Genomic DNA, 19,991 nt, shown 5'->3' with positions numbered 1-19,991 from the left:
GATATCACGTCACCCTCGCTGGACAGGAAATAGTGCTGTAGAAGCAAATTCCAGGCCAGATGGCAAAAAACAGTGCTTGCGGGGCGTGGCGGGGATAGCGCTAGCAGCGGGAGGCCTGCGGACCGGCTTTTTTTGGTGCGCAGCGGCAGCCGGCGCACCGCCAGCGTGCGCGCGCCAAAGAAAAAGGGGCCTTGCGGCCCCTTGGTGCTGACTGTATCCCGGCGGATTACTTGAACTTGTTGAACTTGCCCGGCTTGCGCAGCGGCTTGTCCGTGCCGGGCAGCTTCTTGCCCGGTGCGGCCTTCGGCGGCGTGTGCTTGGCCGATTCCGGCGGCATGGCGTCGGCGTGGCTGATGCGCAGCTGCTGGCCGCCCACCCACACTTTGCCCAGGTGCTGGAACACGTCGTCCGGCATGCCGTCCGGCAGTTCGAGCACGCTGTGGTCGTCGAAGATCTCGATGCGGCCGATGTACTTGGCTTCGATGCCCGCTTCGTTGGCGATGGCGCCGACGATGTTGGACGGCGTGGCCGCGTGCTTGCTGCCCACTTCGATGCGGAAGGCGCTCATCGGCATGGTGACCTTGTGCTTGTCCTTCTTTTTCTTCTTCGGCGCTTCATCTCCGAAGGCCGGTTCGCTGTCGTCGGCTTTCGGGGCCAGCTCCGGTTCCGGCCTTGCGGCCTTCTTCGGCGCAGGTGCGCGATCGGCGGGCGCTGCGCGCGGCGCCGCCGGGGCGCGCGCCGCTGCAGGGGCGGCAGCGGCAGGCGCCTGCTCGCCGTCGCGGCTCAGGCGGATGATCTGGCCGGCGATCTTCACGCCCTGCAGGTGGCTGATGGTGTCCTGCGCCAGGTCGCTCGGCATATCGAGCACGCTGTAGTCGTCGTAGATCTCGATGCGGCCGATGAACTTGGAGTCGATGCCGCCTTCGTTGGCGATGGCGCCGACGATGTTGCCCGGCTTGACGCCGTGCTGGTAGCCCACCTCAATGCGGTAGGTCTGCATGCCCGGCTCCGGTTCGCGGATCACGCGTTCCTTTTTCGGGAAGGCGCGCTCGCCGCGGTCCGGACGGTCCATGCGGTCGGCACGTTCGAAACGGTCGCCGCGGTCGCCGCGGTCGAAGCGCTCGCGCTCCGGACGGTCGCCGCGCGCGGCTTGCGCCGCCGCAGCCGCCTGCGGCGAGTCGTGCCAGCCGGTTTCCTTCTTCTTGTCCAGCAGCAGGGACTTGCCGCCGCGCGCCATGCTGGCCAGCGCCGCCGCGATTTCCACCGCCGGCACGTTGTGTTCGCGCTCGTAGTCCTCGATCAGGCCCTGGAAGTGCTCCAGGCCGCCCTTGGCCAGCACTTCGGTGATCTCGTCCTTGAACTTGGCCACGCGCACGTCGTTCACCGCCTGCAGCGACGGCAGTTCCATCACGCTCACCGGCTGGCGCGTGGCGCGCTCGATGGCTTTCAGCAGCGGGCGCTCGCGCGGGGTGATGAACAGGATGGCTTCGCCGCTGCGGCCGGCGCGGCCGGTGCGGCCGATGCGGTGGGTGTAGCTTTCCGGATCGTGCGGCACGTCGTAGTTCACCACGTGGCTGATGCGCTCCACGTCCAGGCCGCGCGCGGCCACGTCGGTGGCGACAAGAATGTCGATTTTGCCATCCTTGAGCTGGGCGATGGTGCGTTCGCGCGCGGCCTGCTGCATGTCGCCGTTGATGGCCGCGGCCGAGAAACCTCTGGCGTTCAGGCGCTCGGCCAGTTCCTCGGTGCCCATCTTGGTACGCGAGAAGATGATCATGCCGTCGAACGGCTCGGCTTCCAGGATGCGGGTCAGCGCGTCCAGCTTGTGCATGCCGCTCACCAGCCAGTAGCGCTGGCGGATGTTTTCGGCGGTGCCGGTCTTGGCGGCCATGGTCACTTCGGCCGGCTTGTTCAGGTAGGTGGTGGCGATGCGCTTGATCACCGACGGCATGGTGGCCGAGAACAGCGCGGTCTGGCGCGTGGCCGGGGTCTCTTTCAGGATGCGCTCGACGTCGTCGATGAAGCCCATGCGCAGCATTTCGTCGGCCTCGTCCAGCACCAGGGTCTTCAGCTTGGAGATGTCCAGCGAGCCCTTGTCCAGGTGGTCGATCACGCGGCCGGGGGTACCCACCACCACGTGCACGCCGCGGCGCAGCGCCGACAATTGCGGGCCGTAGCTCTGGCCGCCGTAGATCGGCAGCACGTGGAAACCGGGGATGTAGGCGGCGTAGCGCTGGAAGGCCTCGGCCACCTGGATCGCCAGTTCGCGGGTCGGCGCCAGCACCAGCGCCTGCGGCGCGGTCAGCCTGGTGTCGATCTGGGACAGGATGGGCAGCGCGAAGGCGGCGGTTTTGCCGGTGCCGGTCTGCGCCTGGCCCAGCACGTCGCGGCCGTCCAGCAGATAAGGGATGGTCGCGGCCTGGATAGGCGACGGCGACTCGTAGCCGACTTCTTTCAGCGATTTGATCAGCGCGGGGCTGAGATTAAGGTCGGAAAATAGCGTAACTTCGGTATTCGGTGTTCCAGACATGGCGTCACTCACAAGTATGTTCGAATCGCCCAATGCGAAACAAAAGCGCTAGTTTACTCCCTCCGGCCGCCTAATGCCCAATTGTTCGGAATCCCGGGCGGGCTTCGGGCTGGCTCCGGGCTGGCCCTGGGCTGGCTTGTTCGCGCCTGGCGGCTGCGCGGGGAGCGGAAAACTGCTCGCCATTTCGGCCGGCGTGAACAGTTTGCGGGTGCGGGCCAGCAGCTCGCCGTCCCGGCTCAGCTGCTCCAGCATGGCCGCCAGCTGCGCCGCGTCGTCCGGCGCGGTCTTGCGCGAGATGTAGACGCCGCTGGTGGAGGCCGGGATGCCGGCCAGCCGCGTGTAGTGCACCCGCTGGCCGAGCGAATCGCGCAGGCCGAGCTCCTCCAGCGTGCCGGCAAAGGTATTGGACGGCATGTAGGCGTAGTCGGCGCGGCCGATTTCCATCTTGCGCGCGATGGTCTGCGGGTCTTTCACGTATTCCAGCTTGCCCTGCTTGTCCAGCCGCGCCAGCAGCGCCAGGTAGGCCGGGCCGTAGTTAAAGCTGCGCACCACGTTCAGGCGGATGCCGGGGCGCGCCAGCAGCGCATCGGTGCTGCGCGGCGGATCGGGGTCGGTGGAGATCAGCATCCATTCGGTGCCTATCATGGGGATGTAGCGGCCCCACTGGTCGCGCTCGGGCACCTGCACCGCGCCCACCAGCAGGTCCGCGTCGCCCTGGCGCAGCATGACTTCGGCGCGGGCGCGCGGCACCACCGGGAACACGAACTCGCAGCCGGCGCGGCGGCCCCGCTCGCGCAGCAGCTCCGGGTAGACTCCGCCCACGTCGCCGCTGGCCTGGTTCACCGTCATCATCTTGCCCAGCGAGGAAGCCGGCACCACGATGGGGCGCGAACAGGCGGCGCCGGCGCGGCCGGGCAGCAGCGCGGCGGCCAGCGCGGCGGCGGCGAGAAGGGCATTGCGGATCATTGGCGGAATGCTATCACGGCTTGTCCATGCGTGCAGACGAATACCCGGTATGGCCACGGCCGGCGGTTCAACGCGGCGCCTGGCCGGCATGATGGGCCTCCACAAAGGAGCCTCCCATGAACATGAACAACATCTTCCGCCCCCCGTTCAGCGAAGAACAAGCCGCCGTGCTGGACCCGATCAACCAGTATTTCGCCGGCCACGCCAACGACAACGCGGCCCGCATGCGCGCGGCCTTCCTGCCGACCGCCCATATCGAGTCGATGCGCGAAGGCGTGTTCACGTCCTGGCCGCTGGACGTGTACTGCGAACGGTTCAAGGGCGCGCCCGCCGCCGACGAGGCCGAGCGCGAGCGCATCGTGGACTGGATCGACGTGCAGGGCAGCGCGGCCTGCGCCCGCATCACGCTGGTGCACGGCGCCACCACCTTCACCGACTATTTCGTGCTGCTGAAAACGGAAGCCGGCTGGAAAATCGCCAACAAGGCGTTCCACGGCCAGCCGACCGAGGACTGAGCTCTCTCCCCAACTGCCCATGTTGTAAGATAGCCCACCTGACCTATCTCTCAACATGGAGCAGCAATGTCCTTCACCCCGTCCTTCCGCCCGTCCTTCATCTCCCTCGCCATCGCCGCCGGCCTGACCCTGGCCGCCCACGCCGCCCACGCCCAGCAAGCCATCGTGCGCGAAGCGCCGCTGCGCGCCCACTTGTCCTTCCTGGCCGACGACCTGCTCGAAGGGCGCGGCACCGGCCAGCGCGGCGGCGACCTGGCGGTGCGCTACCTGGAAACCCAGGCCGCGCTGATGGGCCTCAAGCCGCTGGCCGACGGCACCTACCGCCAGCCGGTGCGCTTCCAGGGCACCAAGCTGCTGCCCGGCAGCTCGGTGGCGTTCCACGCCGGCAGCGGCACGCGCCTGACGCCGATTCCCGGCCAGGGCATCGTGTACGGCACCGGCAGCGGCAAGGCCAGCGTGAGCTTCGAAGCGCCGCTGCTGTTCGTCGGCTACGGCGTGAAGGCCGAGGAAGAGAACTGGGACGACTACAAGGGCGTGGACGTGAAGGGCAAGATCCTGGTCATGATGGTGAACGACCCGCAGCCCACCGCCGAGGAACCGAACCGCTTTGCCGGCAAGGCCTACACCTACTACGGCCGCTGGCTGTACAAGTTCGAGGAGGCGGTGCGGCGCGGCGCCGCCGGCGCGCTGCTGATCCACACCACGCCTTCCGCGTCCTATCCGTGGACGGTGCCGGCCAATGGCTTCAGCCATGAGCGTTTCCACCTGAACGCCGGCGGCAACAACATCGAGGGCTGGCTGCACGAGGACACCGCGCGCGAGCTGGTGGGCGCCTCCGGCTTCGACCTGGACGAACTGCGCCGCCGCGCCGAACGGCGCGACTTCCAGCCGGTGGACCTGAAAGCGACCGCCCGCGTGGAACTGCGCAGCGTGATCCGCCAGGTGGAGCAGTTCAACGTGGCCGGCATCGTGCCGGGCACCGATCCCAAGCTGAAGGAACAGGCGGTGGTGTATTCGGCGCACTGGGACCACCTCGGCATCGACGAGGGCGTCAAGCGCGACGACAAGACCGACCACACTTACAACGGCGCCATCGACAACGCGTCCGGCGTGGCGGCGCTGCTGGCCATGGCGGCGGAGGCGGTCAAGCATCCGGCCAAGCGCACCCAGGTCTTCCTGTGGCCGGCCGCCGAGGAACAGGGCTTGCTGGGCAGCGCGGCCTACGTGGCCAATCCGGCCTGGCCGCTGAACAAGACCAGCGCCGACCTGAACCTGGACAGCATGAACTTCGCCGGCCGCACCAAGGATATCGGCGTGGCGGGCGCGGAGCGCAGCAGCCTGTACGAGACCGCCGGCCAGGTGGCCAGGAAGATGGGGCTGAAGCTGGCGCCGCTGATTCCGGACCTGTCGGGCGCCTACTTCCGCGCCGACCACTTCAACTTCGCCAAGGCCGGCATCCCGGCGTTCAACGTGGGCTCGGCGGTGTTTTCGGGCGACGGCCATTTCGAATTCGAGAAGAACCAGCAGGCGTCCAGCGAGCGGCTGGTGTCGTTCAAGAAGGACTACCACCAGGTGACGGACGAGTACCGCGCGGACTGGGACTTGTCGGGCATGGTGCAGCAGGCGCAGTTCACCTTGAACCTCGGCTACGCGGTGGCGAATGCGCCGGGCATGGCCAGCTTCAAGAAGGGCGACGCGTTCGCCAAGGTGAAACGCTAAGGCATAGCGTCGTACGCGGCGCACTCGGCGCGGGTGCGGGCTTCCCATTCGTCCGGGTCGGGTGCGTACAGGCAGGCCGGTTGCGGCGGCGGGCCGTCCGCCGCGCCCACCCGCTGGTACAGGAAGACGCCGGTCCAGGCCAGGGTGTTGGACGGGAAGTGCTGCAGCAGGCGGAACGCCGGATGCGACAGCGGGAAGGTGGTGCAGCTCACCAGGCAGCCTTGCGGCAGTTCGCGCGCCAGCTTGGCGGCCAGCGCGTCCATCAGCGGCGCGAAGCAGGTGCTGTAGATGAACACCAGGCTGGCGCGGCTGACGTCGGCCTCGAACATGTTTTGCTCGCGCAGTTCGATGCGGGCCTCCAGCTCGAGCAGATGGCGCAGCGATTCCCGCTGCTGCGGCGCCAGCGCGGCCAGCAGCCCGGCGGCGCGCGCCAGCAGCCGGGCGCGGCGCTCCATGGCCATGGCGTGGCGGTAGGGCAGCAGCTCGACGCCGGTGCAGCGCGCGAACGGCAGGGCCAGCGCGGCCGACATCACCACTTTGCCCAGCCCGCTGCCCAGGTCTATCATCTCCCCGCCCGGCGCCGTCGCCGCCACATAGGGCGCAATCGCGTCGAAGTAGTTTTCCAGCTCGTAGCGCTGGAATTCGCCGTAAATCAGGCTGCCGTCGTCCACCAGCCATTGGCGCAGCTCGGCGTCGCCCACCTGCTCCAGCTGCAGCACGTCCGGCGGCGGCATGGCCGGCTCCGGCGGCAGCATGCCGTGGCGCTGGATGCTGGCCGGCAGCAGCCCTATCACGTAGCGCAGATGCGGCTTCAGGCGCGCCAGAAAATAGTCGCGCCGGGAGGGATCGCGGAAGGCGCGCCGCAGCGCCAGGCCGATCTCGGTGAAGCGCGCGAAGCGGCCGCTGTCGAGCAGCGCGCGCAGCGGCCGCACATGCAACTCGCCGCCCTCCACGCTGTCCAGCAAGGCCGCCAGCACGGCCTCCGGCGTGTCGCAGGCGGCAGGCGCGGCCCCCGGTTCGGCCACGCGGTCGGCGCGGCGCCAGGCGGGAGTCGGCAGCTCAGCCATGCGCAATCCTCAAGAGGCCCGGCCTAACGCCTGCTCCGCCACGGAGCGCGCCTGCGCCGCCGCGTGGGCCTCGTTCTCGGCCAGCACCGCCTCGAAGGCGGCGGCGGGCACCGGGCGGCTGAAGTAATAGCCCTGCATCTGGCGGCAGCCGTGCTGGCGCAGGAAGGCCATCTGCTCCAGCGTTTCCACGCCTTCCGAGATCACGTCCAGCTTCAGGTTGGCCGCCAGCGCGATGATGGTGGTGACAATGGCCGCGTCGTCCGGGTCCACGGTCAGGTCGCGCACGAAAGTCTGGTCGATCTTCAGCACGTCGATCTCGAAACGCTTCAGGTGCGCCAGGCTGGAATAGCCGGTGCCGAAATCGTCGATGGCCAGCAGCACGCCCAGCTTCTTCACCTCGTGCATCACAGAGATGGCGTGCTCGACGTCGTTCATCACCTGGCTCTCGGTCAGTTCCAGCTCCAGGCAGGCCGGCGGCAAGCCGGTTTCGGCCAGCACCTCGGCCACCGACTGCACGAAGTCCGGCTCGGCCATCTGGCGCGCCGACACGTTGACGGCGATGCGCAGCGCGTCGCGCGCGCCGGCAGCGGCGCCATCGGCGCCGGCGGCGCGCCATGCCATCAGCTGCCGGCAGGCGGTGCGCAGCACCCAGGCGCCCACCGGCAGGATCAAGCCGGTTTCCTCGGCCAGCGGAATGAAGCGGTTCGGCGCCACCATGCCCAGGTCCGGGTGCTGCCAGCGGATCAGCGCTTCCATGCCGACGATGCGGCCGCTGGCCGTGTCCACCTGCGGCTGGTAATGCAGCACGAACTCGCGCCGCTCCAGCGCGGTGCGCAGCGCGCCTTCGATCAGCATGCGCTCGCCCAGCTGCTCGTTCATGGCCGGGGTGTAGAACTGGTAGTTGTTGCCGCCCATTTCCTTGGCCCGGTACATGGCGATGTCGGCCCGTTCCATCAGCACGCCGGGATCGGCGCTGTCGGCCGGGTAGACGGCGATGCCGGCGCTGCAGGTGAAGAACAGCTCCTGGCCGTCGATCAGCAGCGGCGCGGCCAGGCAGTCCAGCACGCGCTGCACCTGGTCGGCGCGCGGCGACAGTGCGCCCTGCTCGGGCAGCAGCATCAGCGCGAACTCGTCGCCGCCGATGCGCGCCACCGTGTCCACCGGGCGCAGCGCCAGCTGCAGGCGCTCGGCCACCGCTTGCAGCAGCCGGTCGCCGCCCTTGTGGCCCAGGCGGCTGTTGGTGAACTTGAAGCGGTCCAGGTCGATCGACACCACCCACAGCGCATGGCCCTTGCGTTCGGAGTGCGTGATGGTCTGGCGCAGCCGGTCCAGCAGCAGCACGCGGTTGGGCAGGCCGGTCAGCGCGTCGTGCGTGGACTGGTGGTGCAGTTCCGTCTCGTAGGCCTTGATGGCGGTGATGTCGTGCATGAAGGAGACGAAATGGGTCACTTCGCCATGCTCGTCGCGCACCGGGGACACATAGACGTCGTTCCAGAACATGGTGCCGTCCTTGCGGTAGTGGCGCAGCACGGCGTGCCCTTCGCGCTGCTCGCGCGCGGCGGCGATCAGCTCGTTCACGCCCGGCTGGTCCAGGTCGTCGCGCGGCAGCAGGCGCGTGCTGCGCCCGAGCACATCCGCGCTGGCGTAGCCGGTCAGGCGCTCGAAGGCCGGATTGACGTAGACGATGGCGTAGCCCGGGGCGCCGTCGGTGATGATGATGGCGTTCACGTTGGACTCGATGGCGCGGTCGCGCAGCCGCATGGTGCGGTTGACGTCCTTCAGTTCGGCGGTGCGCTGGTCCACGCGGCGCTGCACGTCGCGGTTGCGGCTGGCCAGCGTCTGCACGTACGCGGCGCCCAGCAGGCTCACCATGGCGCCCAGCGCCAGCGTGAAAATGGAGGCCAGATGGTCGCTGACGAACACCGCGTCCGGCTGGCTGGCCGTCATCAGCCAGGTCTTGCCGGCCACGTCGAAGGGCTGCTCCAGGCGCGCCGGTGCGGCAGGAAACAGCCAGCGCGGCAGCGTGGCCTGGGTCGGCGGCGGCAGCCGCGCCTCGAACACCAGCACTTCCGGGTCCTGTGCGGCGCCGGCGTACACCTTCAGGTCCAGGCCCATGCTGGCGCGCACTCCGGCAGCCTCGTAGATCCGCTCTATCATGGCGCCGGGGCGCATCACCATGGCGGTCTCGCCCTGCAGCGCGGCGCGGCGCGCGGCCGGGTCGGCCGGTTCCGAGCCGAAGCGGTACACCGGCATCGACACGATCACGCCCACGCGCGGCTCCGGCCCCTGCGCCAGGCGCACCAGGTTGCCGGCGGTGGGCTGGCCGCTGTCGTAGGCCCGTTGGCGCGCGCCGCCGTCCAGCGCCGGCCAGGCCGTATCCAGGCCCAGCGCCGCCTCGTTGCCGGCCATCGGTTCGATGAAGTCGATCACGCGGTAACTGGCGCGCTCCCCGGCCGGCACCGGCCTGCCGTCGCGCATTTCGGTCAGCGTGGTGCCCGGGATCACGGCGGCCAGTTCGGCCTCCAGCGCGGCGCGCTCGGCGTGGCTGATCAGGCGCAGATGGCTGATGCCCTGCACGTACGGGGAGCGTTCCAGGATGGGGCGGGTGAACAGGCGGAACTCGGTGCGGGTGACCTGCTGGTGGCTGGCGAACAGCTGGTTGACCGAGTTGAGGCCGGCCAGCGCGTTGCCCACGCCCTGCTGCAGGACGAACAGGCGCGCGTGCGCGCGCTGTTGGAAAGCGAGCGACACCTTGTCCCGCTCCAGCCGGCTCACGCCGGCAAACAGCAGCGCCGTGCAGCCCAGGCCGCACAGCAACGCCAGCGCCATGGGGCGGTATTTCGTCAGGCGGCCCGGCAGCGGCTGCGAAGTAGCGGAAATCGGAGTGGGGGAAGCGCTAATCGGATTCACCCGTCGTGAAAGCTGGTAAAACCGAAAGATTAGCATGGATGGCGCTGGCGTGGCGGCATCGGATCGTGCCGCTGGGCATATAATGAGGGCATCGTGTACATTCGTGGACAATCCGGTATGGCTTCTTTCCTCACACGCTGGATCACCTGCCTGGGCGCCCCACTGGCGCTGACAATCGCCCTGCTGATGGCCGGCCCAGCCCGCGCCAACACCTCTGTGCTGTTCAACGGCGGCCTGGTGGTCGGCTGCGACTACGATGCGGCCAGCTCCACCTATACTTGTAATCCGTTCAGCGCCAGCCAGGACGTGACCATCGCCAGCGGCTACACGGTCAAGGTGAACGGCGCCATGACCTTCGACTACAACCAGAAGCTCACCATGAGCGGCACGGCACGGCTGGAAGTTTCCGGGAAACTCGATATCGGCGACATCCCCAGCTTCAACCTGAACATCACCGGCGGCTCGCTGGCGGCCAGCGGCCCGTTCAAGATGGGCGCCCAGGTGCAGACCATCGTGGCCGACATCAGCGCCGCCCACATGGATATCGGCACCGGCTCGGCCACCAAGGTGACCGGCACCCTGACCGCCAACGGCCCGATCAACATCGCTTCGCACGCCACCATCATCGGCGACATCAACGGCGGCAAGGTCACCACCAACTCGCCGGTGTCGCTGACGGGCGACGTGAATGCCAGCGTATCGTTCAACCTGGCGTCCGGCAGCACGCTGAACGGCAACCTGGTGTCGCCGAAAGTCGACCTGGACCCGTCGCCGTCGCGCGTGAACGGCAACGTCACTGCCAGCAACAAGCTCACCATCGGCTCGGCCAGCAGCATCAACGGCAACGTCGTCGCCGGCAAGGTGGAACTGCAATCGTCGGAAGCCTATATCACCGGCACTGCGCTGGTGGACCGCATCGAACTGCAATGGCACGGCCGGGTGTACCAGGCCATCACCTGCCGCGACGGCACCAGCGGCGACCCTTGCGGCTGCGTGACCGACAACAGCGGCTACCAGAACACCAGCTACGCGGCGGTGTGCACGCCGCCGGGCGGCAACTCGGTGCACCACTACCAGATCACCCACGACGGCCAGGGGCTGACCTGCCAGGCCGAAGCCGTCACCGTGAAAGCCTGCGCCAACGCCGATTGCACTTCGCTGTACGGCGGGGCCGCGCAGGTAACGCTGTCGCCCAACTCGGTGGAGTCGCCCGCGCCCGTCTTCAGCCTGACCAACGGCATCGGCAGCGCCCATGTGCGCCAGACTGTGGCTGGCAATGCCACGCTGGCTATCGCGTCCGCCACGCCTGCGGCCGCCACCGGCACCACTTGCGACGCCCCGTCCAGCGCCTCGTGCGCCATGCACTTCGCCGAAGCGGGCTTGCAGCTAACCGCCGGCGCGCGCCTGGCCGGCGTGAGCGGCAAGTTCACGGTGGAGGCGCTGAAGGAGGACAAGCGCACCCCCTCCAGCTGTATTCCGCTCATCGCCAACAGCTCCAGGACCCTGGTGATGCGCTGCGCCTACCTGGACCCCGACACCAACAGCAACGCGCTGAGCCGCAACGTCAACCTGGCAAATACCAGCGGCGCCACCGCTGCGATGGCGTGCGGCAGCGGCGGCTTCGGCGGCGCCCCCGGCGCCAGCCTGTCGCTGGCGTTCGATGGCAACGGCAAGGCCGAAGGCACGCTGGCGTACGACGACGTAGGCAAGCTGTCGCTGTCGGCCGAGTACACGGCCAGCGGCGCCAACTTCGTCACTGCGGACGGGAAAAGCGCCACCTTCGTGGTCGCGCCGCACCACTACAGCATCGACAATGCAAGCGTGTCCGGCTTCGCCAATCCAGGAGCCGCCGACGCCAGCGGCCCGGTCTTCACCAAGGCAAGCACGCTTTTTTCGGTGCGGGTAACTGCGCTGAGCAAGAACAATATTATTACCACCAATTTCGGCAAGGAAGATGTTCCCGGCCGGTTCAGGCTCACGCACCAGCAGGTCGATCCGGTGCCGCCGGCTGACGGCTACAAGGGCTCGCTGTCGGTTCCCAATCCGCCGGCCTTCGTATCCGCCATCAATGCAGGCGCCAGCGGCGCCTCGCCCGGCAGGTTCCTGCTTGGCGGGCTGGCGTGGAATGAAGTGGGCATCATCTCCCTGAAAGCGTTCACGGAGAAAACAGGGCTGTACGCCGGCATCGACATAGCCGATCTCGAATCCGGCAGCGTGTCCAGTCCCGCCAGCGGCAATATCGGCCGCTTCATTCCAGACCATTTCGACACCGCCCTCACCGCCCCGGACGCCGCGCCTGTCATGGCCTGCCCGGCCGGCGCGTTCCCCATCACTTGCGCCGCCAACCGCTTTATCTACGCGGTACAGCCCTTCGGCCTGACGGTCAACGCCATGAGCGGCACCAGCTTGCCCACGCTGACCAGGAACTACGCGGGCAGCTATGCGCGGCCCATCACCATCACCGCCTGGAACGCGGCGGGCGCCGTCAATCCGCCCTCGCCGGCCGCAGCCACCAACAGCAATCCTGAGCGTCGTCCGGTGGACGCCGCCGCGCGCAGCATGCCGTCAGGCACGGGCGGGCCGTCCGTCGCCACGCCCTTCGTCTTCACGGCCGGCGTGGGCCTGGGCGAGGTCCGATACGCATTCAGCCAGAATTTCGGCACCGCTACACAGCTGAACACCATCTCGCAGCCGGTCAATGTGTTTTTCCGCGCCACCGATGGCGACGGCGTCACCTCGCAGCGCACCGGCGCGGTGGAAGCGGGCATCGCGGTGGTGGCCGGCCGCCTGCAGGTGGCGCACAGCTACGGCTCGGAACTGCTCAGGCGCCAGGTGGGCGTGGAGTCGCAGTACTGGACCGGCAGCCAGTTCCTGCACAATAAAGCCGACGTCACCCAAGGCACCACCGCACTGGGGGGGCTCGATGTGCTTAAGTTTAGCGGGTGCACCAAGAACCTGGCCGCCGGCACGGCCTGTTTCGCCGGCTTGGCAGCGGCCGAGCCGTCGGCCAAGCTGGAATTCACTTCCGGCCGCTCCTCGCTGCGCGTGGCTGCACCCGGCGCCGGCCGCAACGGCACAGCGAACCTGCGCGTCGGCGCCTTTCCCTGGCTACCCAGCACCGCAGGCGTCCTCACCTACGGCGTGTACCGCTCGCCGGTGATTTACCTGCGCGAACTGCACTGAACCAGCGCTGCGGCCGCGCTGCCGGAACTGCGGTAGCATGGCCGTTTCCCCCACCAACGGTAAAGGAGCGGGCATGAACGGCACTTCCCAGTGGATAGAGATACAGGGCGACGGCGGCGTGTTCGGCGCCTACCTGGCGCTGCCGCGCAACACGGCCGCCGGCGGCGGCGCGCCGGGCATCGTGCTGCTGCAGGAGATTTTCGGCGTCAATGAGCACATCCGCGGCGTGGCCGAGCAGTACGCGGCCGACGGCTACATGGTGCTGGCGCCGGACCTGTTCTGGCGCCAGGGCGCGCGCATCGAACTGGGCTACGGCGAGGCCGACTGGCAGCGCGCCGTGCAGCTCAAGCAGGCCAGCGACATCCACCAGGCCCAGGCCGACATCCGCGCCGCCGCGCACGCCTTGCGCGCCCTGCCCGGCGTGGGCGCGAAGATCGCCTCGCTGGGCTACTGCTACGGCGGCCTGCTGTCCTACCACGCGGCCGCCAACGGCGACGTGGACGCGGCCGTGGCCTACTACGGCGGCGGCATCCAGAACGCGCTGGGGCGCGCCGACGAGATCCGCGTGCCGCTGATGATGCATTTCGGCGCCCGCGACAGCCACATCCCGCTGGACGCGGTGAAGAAGATCGCCGAGCGCTTCGACGACCGCGACAACGTGGAAGTGCACCTGTACACCGAGGCCGAACACGGCTTCAATTGCGGCCACCGCGCCAGCTACCGCCAGCAGCCGGCCGCGCTGGCGCACGGCCACACGCTGGTGTTCCTGAGCGAAACCATCTGAGCGGAACCCGACACGGCCGTCTCTCCCCAATGGCGCATAGTATGCCGCCGCGCGCGGCGGCATACTGCAGGCTACCGCTAAAGTCCGCAGGAGAACCGCATGAGTACCCAAGCCACACCCGAACCCGTCCTGATCCTCATCAACGGCTGTTTCCACACGGTCGATAAATCCCAGCCGCAAGCGAGCGCGGTCGCCATCCAGGGCGGCAGGTTTCTCGCCGTGGGCGACGCCGACGAGGTGATGCGCCACCGCACCCCCACCAGCCAGGTGATCGACCTGAACGGCCGCAGCGTGGTGCCCGGCCTGAACGACTCGCACCTGCACCTGATCCGGGGCGGCCTGAACTACAACCTGGAGCTGCGCTGGGAAGGCGTGCCGTCGCTGGCCGACGCGCTGCGCATGCTCAAGGAACAGGCGCTGCGCACGCCCAGCCCGCAGTGGGTGCGCGTGGTGGGCGGCTGGAACGAGTTCCAGTTCGCCGAAAAACGCATGCCGACCTTGGACGAGATCAACGCCGCCGCGCCGGACACGCCGGTGTTCGTGCTGCACCTGTACGACCGCGCGCTGCTGAACCGCGCCGCGCTGCGCGTGGTGGGCTACGACAAGGACACGCCGAATCCGCCCGGCGGCGAGATCCAGCGCGACGCGTCCGGCAACCCGACCGGCATGCTGATCGCCCGCCCCAACGCCATGATCCTGTACGCCACGCTGGCCAAGGGCCCCAAGCTGCCGCTGGACCTGCAGATCAACTCCACGCGCCAATTCATGCGCGAACTGAACCGCCTGGGCGTGACCAGCGCCATCGACGCCGGCGGCGGCTTCCAGAACTACCCGGAGGACTACTCGGTGGTGGACCAGCTGGCGCGCGAGGACCAGCTCACCATCCGCATCGCCTACAACCTGTTCACGCAGAACAAGGGCAAGGAGCTGGAGGATTTCGAGAAGTGGACCGACATGGTCACGCCCGGCCAGGGCACGGACTTCTACCGCCACAACGGCGCCGGCGAAATGCTGGTGTTCTCGGCGGCCGACTTCGAGGACTTCCTGGAGCCGCGCCCGGACCTGAACCCGGACATGGAAGCGGAGCTGGAAAAGGTTGTGCGCCACCTGGTGAGCAAGCGCTGGCCGTTCCGCCTGCACGCCACCTACGACGAATCGATCTCGCGCATGCTGGACGTGTTCGAGAAGGTCAACCGCGACATCCCCTTCGGCGACCTGCACTGGATGTTCGACCACGCCGAAACCATCAGCCCGCGCAATATCGAGCGCGTGAAGGCGCTCAACGGCGGCATCGCCATCCAGCACCGCATGGCTTTCCAGGGCGAGTACTTCGTCGAGCGCTACGGCACGGAAGCGGCCAAGGCCACCCCGCCCATCAAGCGCATGCTGGAGAACGGCGTGCCGGTGGGCGCCGGCACCGACGCCACCCGCGTGGCCAGCTACAACCCGTGGACGGCGCTGTACTGGCTGGTGTCCGGCCGCACCGTGGGCGGCATGCGCCTGTACGACGCAGGCGCCAAGCTGTCGCGCGACACCGCCATCGAGCTGTGGACCGCCGGCAGCGCGTGGTTCTCCAACGAGCAGGGCAAGAAGGGCCGCATCCAGGAAGGCATGCTGGCCGACCTGGCGGTGCTGTCGGCCGACTTCTTCACGGTGGACGAGGAAGCCATCAAGTCGATCGAATCGGTGCTCACCATCGTCGGCGGCAAGGTGGTCTACGGGCAGGCCGAGTTCACGCCGCTGGCGCCGCCGCCGATCCCGGTGCTGCCGGACTGGTCGCCGGTGGCCAGCACGCCGGGGCACTGGCGCCGGGCCGCGCCCGCGCCGCAGACTTCCGTGGCCTCCGCCGCGCTGCCGCACCAGTGCCAGGGCCCGTGCGGCGTGCACGCGCACTCGCACGACCGCGCGCGCCGTTCGTCGGTGCCGGTGTCGGACTTCAGCGGCTTCTGGGGCGCGCTGGGCTGCAGCTGCTTCGCGTTCTGACGGGGGCCGCCATGAACTACACGAAAATCGCGCTGGGCCTGGTGCTGTCCTTTGTGGTGGGCGCCGGCTGCAAGCTGTTCGGCATTCCGGCCGCGTCGCCGCCGGTGCTCAGCGGCGCCCTGCTGGTGTTCGCCATGAGCAGCGGCTACTGGCTGGTGGACCGCTATTTGGCCAAGGAAGCGGCGCAAAACAAGAAGCACTGCGGCGGCCACGCGCTGGGCAAGGAGGGTGTCGAATGAGCCCCCTGCTGATAGGCGCCCTGCTGGGACTGGCCGTGGGCGGCGTGTGCCGCTGGTTCGACATCCCCTCCCCTTCGCCGCCGACGCCGGTCGGCGCGCTGCTGGTGGTGGCCATGACGGCCGGCTACGTGGCCGCCGGGATGATGTAAAGCAGGGTCCGCAACTACATGTCTGACTTACATCTTGGAATCGGCCACGCCGGCCGGTTTTTTGTAGCGCGGCGCCGCCACGCTGAGCGACAAGTTGGGCTGCAGCGCCAGGCGGGCGGCCGTGTAGCGCTGCCAGTCCTGCAGGTCCGGCAGCGACGGGATGGTCACGGCTTCGCCCTGGTCCAGCCCGGACAGCGCGGCGTCCACCATGTCGTCCACGCTCATCACCATGCCGGGCGGGAACGCGTTCAGGTCGATGCCGGCGCGCTCCCAGATCTCGGTGCGGGTGGCGCCCGGCAGCACGGCCTGCACCCGCACCCCGCTCGCCGACAGTTCGGCCTGCATGGCGATGCTCAGGTTCAGCATATACGCCTTGCTGCCGCTATAGGTGCCTGAGAAGCTTTCCGGCAGCAGCGAGGTGACCGAGCCGAGGTTGATGATGGTGCCGGCGCCGGCCGCCGCCATGCGCCCGGCGGCGGCCCTGGCCAGCCGGGTGGGCGCGGTGATGTTCAACGCCAGCATGTTCTCCACCTTGTCCATGTCGGCGCCGACGAAGCTGCCCTCCACCGTGCTGCCGGCATTGTTGAGCAGCAGGGTGATGGCGGCATCCGTGGCCAGGCGCTGCTCGACGCGGGCCAGGTCGGCGCGCGCGGTCAGGTCGGCCTGCAGGGTCTCGACCGCGACGCCGTATTGCCGGCGCAGGCGGGCCGCCACGCCGTCCAGGCGCTGCTGGTCGCGCGCCACCAGCACCAGGCTGTAGCCGCGCCGGGCCAGGCGGTCGGCATAGGTGGCGCCGATGCCGCTGGAGGCGCCGGTGATGAGGGCGGTGCCGGGGAGTGCCGTGTTTGCCATGCTGTTCTCCTGGTAGGCTTAGCTGCAATCGTCATTTGCGCAGGCGCCGCACTTGCAGCGTGGCGCCGATGAGGAAGATCAGGAACAGGATGCCGGCGGCCAGCTTCAGCCATTCGGCTTCCGGGCTGTCGGCCAGCGGGCGGCCCACCGGCAGGCGCACCGCGGTTTCCGTCATGGCCGGGATCATGTGGAAGAAAAAGGTCAGCGAATAGCTGACCGTCATGACGGCGGCGGCCCTGGCGCCGAACAGGCTGCCGCGCGCGGCCAGCCAGGCCAGGCCCAGCACCAGCAGGGTCATCACCCCAAGCGCGTGCGGCTTGCCGAAGCCGCCGCGCTCGAAAATGCCGAAGCCGGTCAAACAGGTCAGCACGGTGGTCCAGATGTAGACCTGGCCCAGGGTGTTGGCGGGGTTGATGCCTTTGTCGCGCCAGAAGGCGATCAGGCCGGCGGCCACTGCGACCAGGCTGATGGCGGTGTGGACGGCGCCGAGCGGGGTAAGTCCAAGCATGATGTCGGTCCTTAGCGTGATGGTGGGGGCTTGCAGCAAAAACAATGCTAATACTGTTGCGCCGCGCCGTCTTATGGCAAAAGGCAGGGATGCGCCAGGGCTGCGTTGGAGAGGGCAACGTTGCCGCAGAAACCGGCATCCGCCCGCCGCATTGAGGCAGCGCAAAGGATGCGCCGATGCGGGCCGGCCCGGCGCCTGCTGCGCGCCGCCGGCCACGCCGGCCCGCTACAATAACCGGCACGGATATGGAGGCTGCCATGCGATCGAATGCGCTGAGAATGCTGGTGTTGTCCTTAGCCCTGGCTGGCCTGGCCGCATGCGGTGGCGGGGGCGGCGGCGCGAGCGCGCCGGTGGCGCCGCCGCCTGTCGTCAACCCGCCCGTGACGCCGCCGGCCACGCTGCAGCTGGCCTTGCAGAGCGTGGCCAGCGGGCTCGCGCAACCGCTCCACCTGACTGCGCCGGCCGGCGACAGCCGCCTGTTCATCGTCGAGCGCCCGGGCCGCATCCGCATCGTGGCCAACGGCGTGCTGCTGGCCACGCCCTTCCTCGACATCGGCAGCCAGACCACCACCACCGGCGAGCGCGGCCTGCTGTCGATGGCGTTCCACCCGCAGTATGCGCAGAACGGCAGCTTCTTCATCTACTACACCGACGTCAACGGCGACATCGCCGTCGACCGCATGAAGGTGTCCGTGAGCAACCCCAACCTGGCCGACCCGGCCGCCACGGGCCGCGTCCTCACCATTGCGCACCGCGAGTTCAGCAACCACAACGGCGGCCAGCTGGCCTTCGGCCCGGACGGCTACCTGTACATCGGCACCGGCGACGGCGGCGGCGGCGGCGATCCGCTGCGCAACGGCCAGAACCTCAACTCGCTGCTGGGCAAGATACTGCGGCTGGACGTGGACATCATCGTGCCCGGCCAAACCTATGGCATCCCGTCCGGCAACCCGTACGCCGGCCAGGCCGGGCGGCGCGGCGAGATCTGGGCATACGGCCTGCGCAACCCGTGGCGCTTCTCCTTCGACCGCAGCGACGGCCTGCTCTACATCGCCGACGTGGGCCAGGACCAGCGCGAGGAAGTGAACGCGGCGCCGGCCGCGCAGGGCGGCCAGAACTACGGCTGGAACATCATGGAGGGCACGGCCTGCTACAGCGCGGCCAGCTGCAACCAGGCCGGGCTGACCTTGCCGGTGTTCGAATACCTGCACGGCGCCAACGACGTGAACGGTTGCTCGATCACCGGCGGCTATGTGTACCGGGGCACGGCCATTCCCGAACTGGCGGGCACGTATTTCTATTCGGACTTTTGCAAGGGCTACCTGAAGAGCTTTGTCTACCGCAACGGCGTGGTCAGCGGGGCGCAGGAATGGGCGGTGGACAATCCCGGCAACGTGCCCTCCTTCGGGCAGGACGCGCAGGGCGAGCTGTACGTGCTGGCCGGCAGCGGCCAGGTGTACCGCATCGTGCGCCGCTGAAGCCGCGCAAGGTAGAATGGCAGGCATCGCAACCCGCCCTTACCGCTTACCGCCATGGCACGCCTGAACCTTGAATTCCCGGAAGACCAGTTTTACTTTTCCACCCAGTTGACCGTGCGCGTCACCGACATCAACGGCGCCAACCACCTGGGCAACGATTCGATGATCTCCATGATCTCGGAGGCGCGCGCGCGCTTCCTGTACGACTTCGGCGTGCGCGAAACGGAAGGCGACGGCAACGGCATCATCGTCACCGACCTGGCCACCACCTACAAGGCCGAGGCCCATGCGCGCGACCATTTGCTGTTCGAGGTGGGGGTGATGGACTTCAACAAATACGGCGGCGACATCACCTTCCGCATCACGCGCCCGCAAGACCAGGCGCTGGTGGCGATGGCCAAGTCGGGCTTCGTGTTTTTCAACTACAAGAGCAGCCAGGTGGTGCCGATGCCGGAGGACTTCCTGGCGAAGTTCCCCCGGGTGAACTGGCTGGATTAAGCGTTGCCGGATCAGCCGCGCGCGCCGCGCACCTTGACGCCGAAGGTCTTGCTGAACCAGTCGTCCAGCATCTGCTTTTCATAGCGCAGCGGCTCGTTGGCGGTGGCCAGGCGGGCGCGGTCCATATAGTTCATGTCGGACAGCTTGGCTTCGCCGCTGCGCAGCACCTTGCCGCCCTCTTCCAGGCGGTAGCGCAGTTCCATGCGCGGCCAGTCGGCCATGCCGCGCATGATGCGGATCTCGTTGGCGCCGCGGCGGCTGAAATCGATGCGGCCGGCCAGGTCCAGGTCGGTCACTTCCACTTTCAGTTCCTGCCCGGCAGGCAGCAGTTTGCCCAGCTCGGCGAAGTGCGAGCTCAGGTCTTGCAGCACGCGCTCGCGGTCGATCGGCGAGAACGGCATGTCGGGGAATTTGTCCGGTTCGACGTAGGTGACGGTGGCGCCGGCCAGGGCGCTGCCGCTGGCCAGCGCGGCCAGGGCCGCCAGCACGGCGGCGGCGGTACGGAATGCACGCATGATGATCCCTTTCAGATAGAGATAGCGGATCACTTCAATATACTCCGTTTGCACCGCCTTGCCCCGCCCTGAAATGATTTCTTACGATTAATACA

The 19,991-nt window shown here is 68.2% G+C and carries 16 protein-coding genes; 9 read left to right on the top strand and 7 right to left on the bottom strand.

The genetic code is table 11. The annotated features are described in order from the left end of the window. Positions 1-226: 226 nt before the first annotated feature. The gene (locus AC56DV_RS17565) at positions 227-2,530 is read right to left on the bottom strand and encodes a DEAD/DEAH box helicase (protein WP_496315522.1); all 2,304 of its coding nucleotides are present in this window, start codon (positions 2,528-2,530) and stop codon (positions 227-229) included. A gap of 48 nt (positions 2,531-2,578) precedes the next feature. Then, positions 2,579-3,496, bottom strand: a complete 918-nt coding sequence (locus tag AC56DV_RS17560; protein WP_496315521.1) for a substrate-binding periplasmic protein — start codon at positions 3,494-3,496, stop codon at positions 2,579-2,581. A gap of 122 nt (positions 3,497-3,618) precedes the next feature. Here AC56DV_RS17560 and AC56DV_RS17555 point away from each other — a divergent pair, with 122 nt between their 5' ends. Together AC56DV_RS17555 and AC56DV_RS17550 are read left to right on the top strand one after the other, a co-directional pair. Beyond that, a complete protein-coding gene (locus tag AC56DV_RS17555; RefSeq protein WP_496315645.1) occupies positions 3,619-4,011 on the top strand; it encodes a nuclear transport factor 2 family protein in 393 nt (130 codons plus the stop codon). A gap of 66 nt (positions 4,012-4,077) precedes the next feature. After that, positions 4,078-5,730, top strand: a complete 1,653-nt coding sequence (locus AC56DV_RS17550) for a M28 family peptidase (protein ID WP_496315520.1) — start codon at positions 4,078-4,080, stop codon at positions 5,728-5,730. Here the strand turns inward: AC56DV_RS17550 and AC56DV_RS17545 are convergent. Beyond that, on the bottom strand, positions 5,727-6,797 hold the full coding sequence (locus AC56DV_RS17545) for a histone methylation protein DOT1-like protein (RefSeq protein ID WP_496315519.1): 1,071 nt from the start codon (positions 6,795-6,797) through the stop codon (positions 5,727-5,729). The genes AC56DV_RS17550 and AC56DV_RS17545 overlap by 4 nt on opposite strands. 9 nt (positions 6,798-6,806) lie before the next feature. Then, positions 6,807-9,626, bottom strand: coding sequence for a bifunctional diguanylate cyclase/phosphodiesterase (locus AC56DV_RS17540; protein ID WP_496315518.1), 2,820 nt, complete (start codon positions 9,624-9,626; stop codon positions 6,807-6,809). 198 nt (positions 9,627-9,824) lie between these two features. Between AC56DV_RS17540 and AC56DV_RS17535 the strand changes: the two genes are divergently transcribed. The 5 genes from AC56DV_RS17535 (at position 9,825) to AC56DV_RS17515 (ending at position 16,045) form a co-directional block, all read left to right on the top strand. Next, positions 9,825-12,890 carry a DUF6701 domain-containing protein gene (locus AC56DV_RS17535; RefSeq protein ID WP_496315517.1) on the top strand — a complete coding sequence of 1,022 codons (3,066 nt, stop codon included), beginning with the start codon at positions 9,825-9,827 and terminating at the stop codon, positions 12,888-12,890. A 73-nt stretch (positions 12,891-12,963) separates the two neighbouring features. Further along, positions 12,964-13,674 (top strand): dienelactone hydrolase family protein, encoded by a 711-nt coding sequence (locus AC56DV_RS17530; protein WP_496315516.1) that lies wholly within the window; start codon positions 12,964-12,966, stop codon positions 13,672-13,674. A gap of 99 nt (positions 13,675-13,773) precedes the next feature. After that, complete coding sequence (locus tag AC56DV_RS17525; protein ID WP_496315515.1) at positions 13,774-15,657, top strand: amidohydrolase; 1,884 nt, start codon at positions 13,774-13,776, stop codon at positions 15,655-15,657. Between the two features lie 11 nt (positions 15,658-15,668). Continuing rightward, positions 15,669-15,896 (top strand): DUF1427 family protein, encoded by a 228-nt coding sequence (locus tag AC56DV_RS17520; protein WP_496315514.1) that lies wholly within the window; start codon positions 15,669-15,671, stop codon positions 15,894-15,896. Then, positions 15,893-16,045: a DUF1427 family protein gene (locus tag AC56DV_RS17515; protein WP_496315513.1), complete on the top strand. Its 153-nt coding sequence runs from the start codon at positions 15,893-15,895 to the stop codon at positions 16,043-16,045. Before AC56DV_RS17520 ends, AC56DV_RS17515 begins: the two co-directional genes overlap by 4 nt. A 27-nt stretch (positions 16,046-16,072) precedes the next feature. Here the strand turns inward: AC56DV_RS17515 and AC56DV_RS17510 are convergent, their stop codons facing one another. Both AC56DV_RS17510 and AC56DV_RS17505 read right to left on the bottom strand, forming a co-directional pair. Beyond that, positions 16,073-16,897, bottom strand: a complete 825-nt coding sequence (locus tag AC56DV_RS17510) for an SDR family NAD(P)-dependent oxidoreductase (protein WP_496315512.1) — start codon at positions 16,895-16,897, stop codon at positions 16,073-16,075. A gap of 31 nt (positions 16,898-16,928) precedes the next feature. Beyond that, a complete protein-coding gene (locus AC56DV_RS17505) occupies positions 16,929-17,405 on the bottom strand; it encodes a DUF2306 domain-containing protein (protein WP_496315511.1) in 477 nt (158 codons plus the stop codon). 257 nt (positions 17,406-17,662) lie between these two features. Between AC56DV_RS17505 and AC56DV_RS17500 the strand changes: the two genes are divergently transcribed. Continuing rightward, entirely contained in the window at positions 17,663-18,883 is a 1,221-nt protein-coding gene (locus tag AC56DV_RS17500) for a PQQ-dependent sugar dehydrogenase (RefSeq protein WP_496315510.1), read from the top strand. Between the two features lie 54 nt (positions 18,884-18,937). Next, positions 18,938-19,381: a thioesterase family protein gene (locus tag AC56DV_RS17495; RefSeq protein WP_496315509.1), complete on the top strand. Its 444-nt coding sequence runs from the start codon at positions 18,938-18,940 to the stop codon at positions 19,379-19,381. An 11-nt stretch (positions 19,382-19,392) separates the two neighbouring features. Here the strand turns inward: AC56DV_RS17495 and AC56DV_RS17490 are convergent, their stop codons facing one another. Next, the gene (locus tag AC56DV_RS17490; protein WP_496315508.1) at positions 19,393-19,896 is read right to left on the bottom strand and encodes a DUF3016 domain-containing protein; all 504 of its coding nucleotides are present in this window, start codon (positions 19,894-19,896) and stop codon (positions 19,393-19,395) included. Between the last annotated feature and the right edge of the window lie 95 nt (positions 19,897-19,991).

The organism is Massilia sp. BGA-UO-ETr-WB1, assembly GCF_059567845.1.
This window is presented reverse-complemented; position numbering and strand designations above follow the sequence as displayed.

Excerpts from the sequence above, each read along its gene's own strand:
- AC56DV_RS17520 (WP_496315514.1), top strand. The coding sequence starts at position 15,669 with ATGAACTACACGAAAATCGCGCTGGGCCTGGTGCTGTCCTTTGTGGTG.
- AC56DV_RS17555 (WP_496315645.1), top strand. The coding sequence starts at position 3,619 with ATGAACAACATCTTCCGCCCCCCGTTCAGCGAAGAACAAGCCGCCGTG.
- AC56DV_RS17560 (WP_496315521.1), bottom strand. The coding sequence starts at position 3,496 with ATGATCCGCAATGCCCTTCTCGCCGCCGCCGCGCTGGCCGCCGCGCTG.
- AC56DV_RS17550 (WP_496315520.1), top strand. The coding sequence starts at position 4,078 with ATGTCCTTCACCCCGTCCTTCCGCCCGTCCTTCATCTCCCTCGCCATC.
- AC56DV_RS17530 (WP_496315516.1), top strand. The coding sequence starts at position 12,964 with ATGAACGGCACTTCCCAGTGGATAGAGATACAGGGCGACGGCGGCGTG.
- AC56DV_RS17545 (WP_496315519.1), bottom strand. The coding sequence starts at position 6,797 with ATGGCTGAGCTGCCGACTCCCGCCTGGCGCCGCGCCGACCGCGTGGCC.
- AC56DV_RS17535 (WP_496315517.1), top strand. The coding sequence starts at position 9,825 with ATGGCTTCTTTCCTCACACGCTGGATCACCTGCCTGGGCGCCCCACTG.
- AC56DV_RS17540 (WP_496315518.1), bottom strand. The coding sequence starts at position 9,626 with ATGGCGCTGGCGTTGCTGTGCGGCCTGGGCTGCACGGCGCTGCTGTTT.
- AC56DV_RS17525 (WP_496315515.1), top strand. The coding sequence starts at position 13,774 with ATGAGTACCCAAGCCACACCCGAACCCGTCCTGATCCTCATCAACGGC.
- AC56DV_RS17565 (WP_496315522.1), bottom strand. The coding sequence starts at position 2,530 with ATGTCTGGAACACCGAATACCGAAGTTACGCTATTTTCCGACCTTAAT.
- AC56DV_RS17490 (WP_496315508.1), bottom strand. The coding sequence starts at position 19,896 with ATGCGTGCATTCCGTACCGCCGCCGCCGTGCTGGCGGCCCTGGCCGCG.
- AC56DV_RS17515 (WP_496315513.1), top strand. The coding sequence starts at position 15,893 with ATGAGCCCCCTGCTGATAGGCGCCCTGCTGGGACTGGCCGTGGGCGGC.
- AC56DV_RS17495 (WP_496315509.1), top strand. The coding sequence starts at position 18,938 with ATGGCACGCCTGAACCTTGAATTCCCGGAAGACCAGTTTTACTTTTCC.
- AC56DV_RS17510 (WP_496315512.1), bottom strand. The coding sequence starts at position 16,897 with ATGGCAAACACGGCACTCCCCGGCACCGCCCTCATCACCGGCGCCTCC.
- AC56DV_RS17505 (WP_496315511.1), bottom strand. The coding sequence starts at position 17,405 with ATGCTTGGACTTACCCCGCTCGGCGCCGTCCACACCGCCATCAGCCTG.
- AC56DV_RS17500 (WP_496315510.1), top strand. The coding sequence starts at position 17,663 with ATGCGATCGAATGCGCTGAGAATGCTGGTGTTGTCCTTAGCCCTGGCT.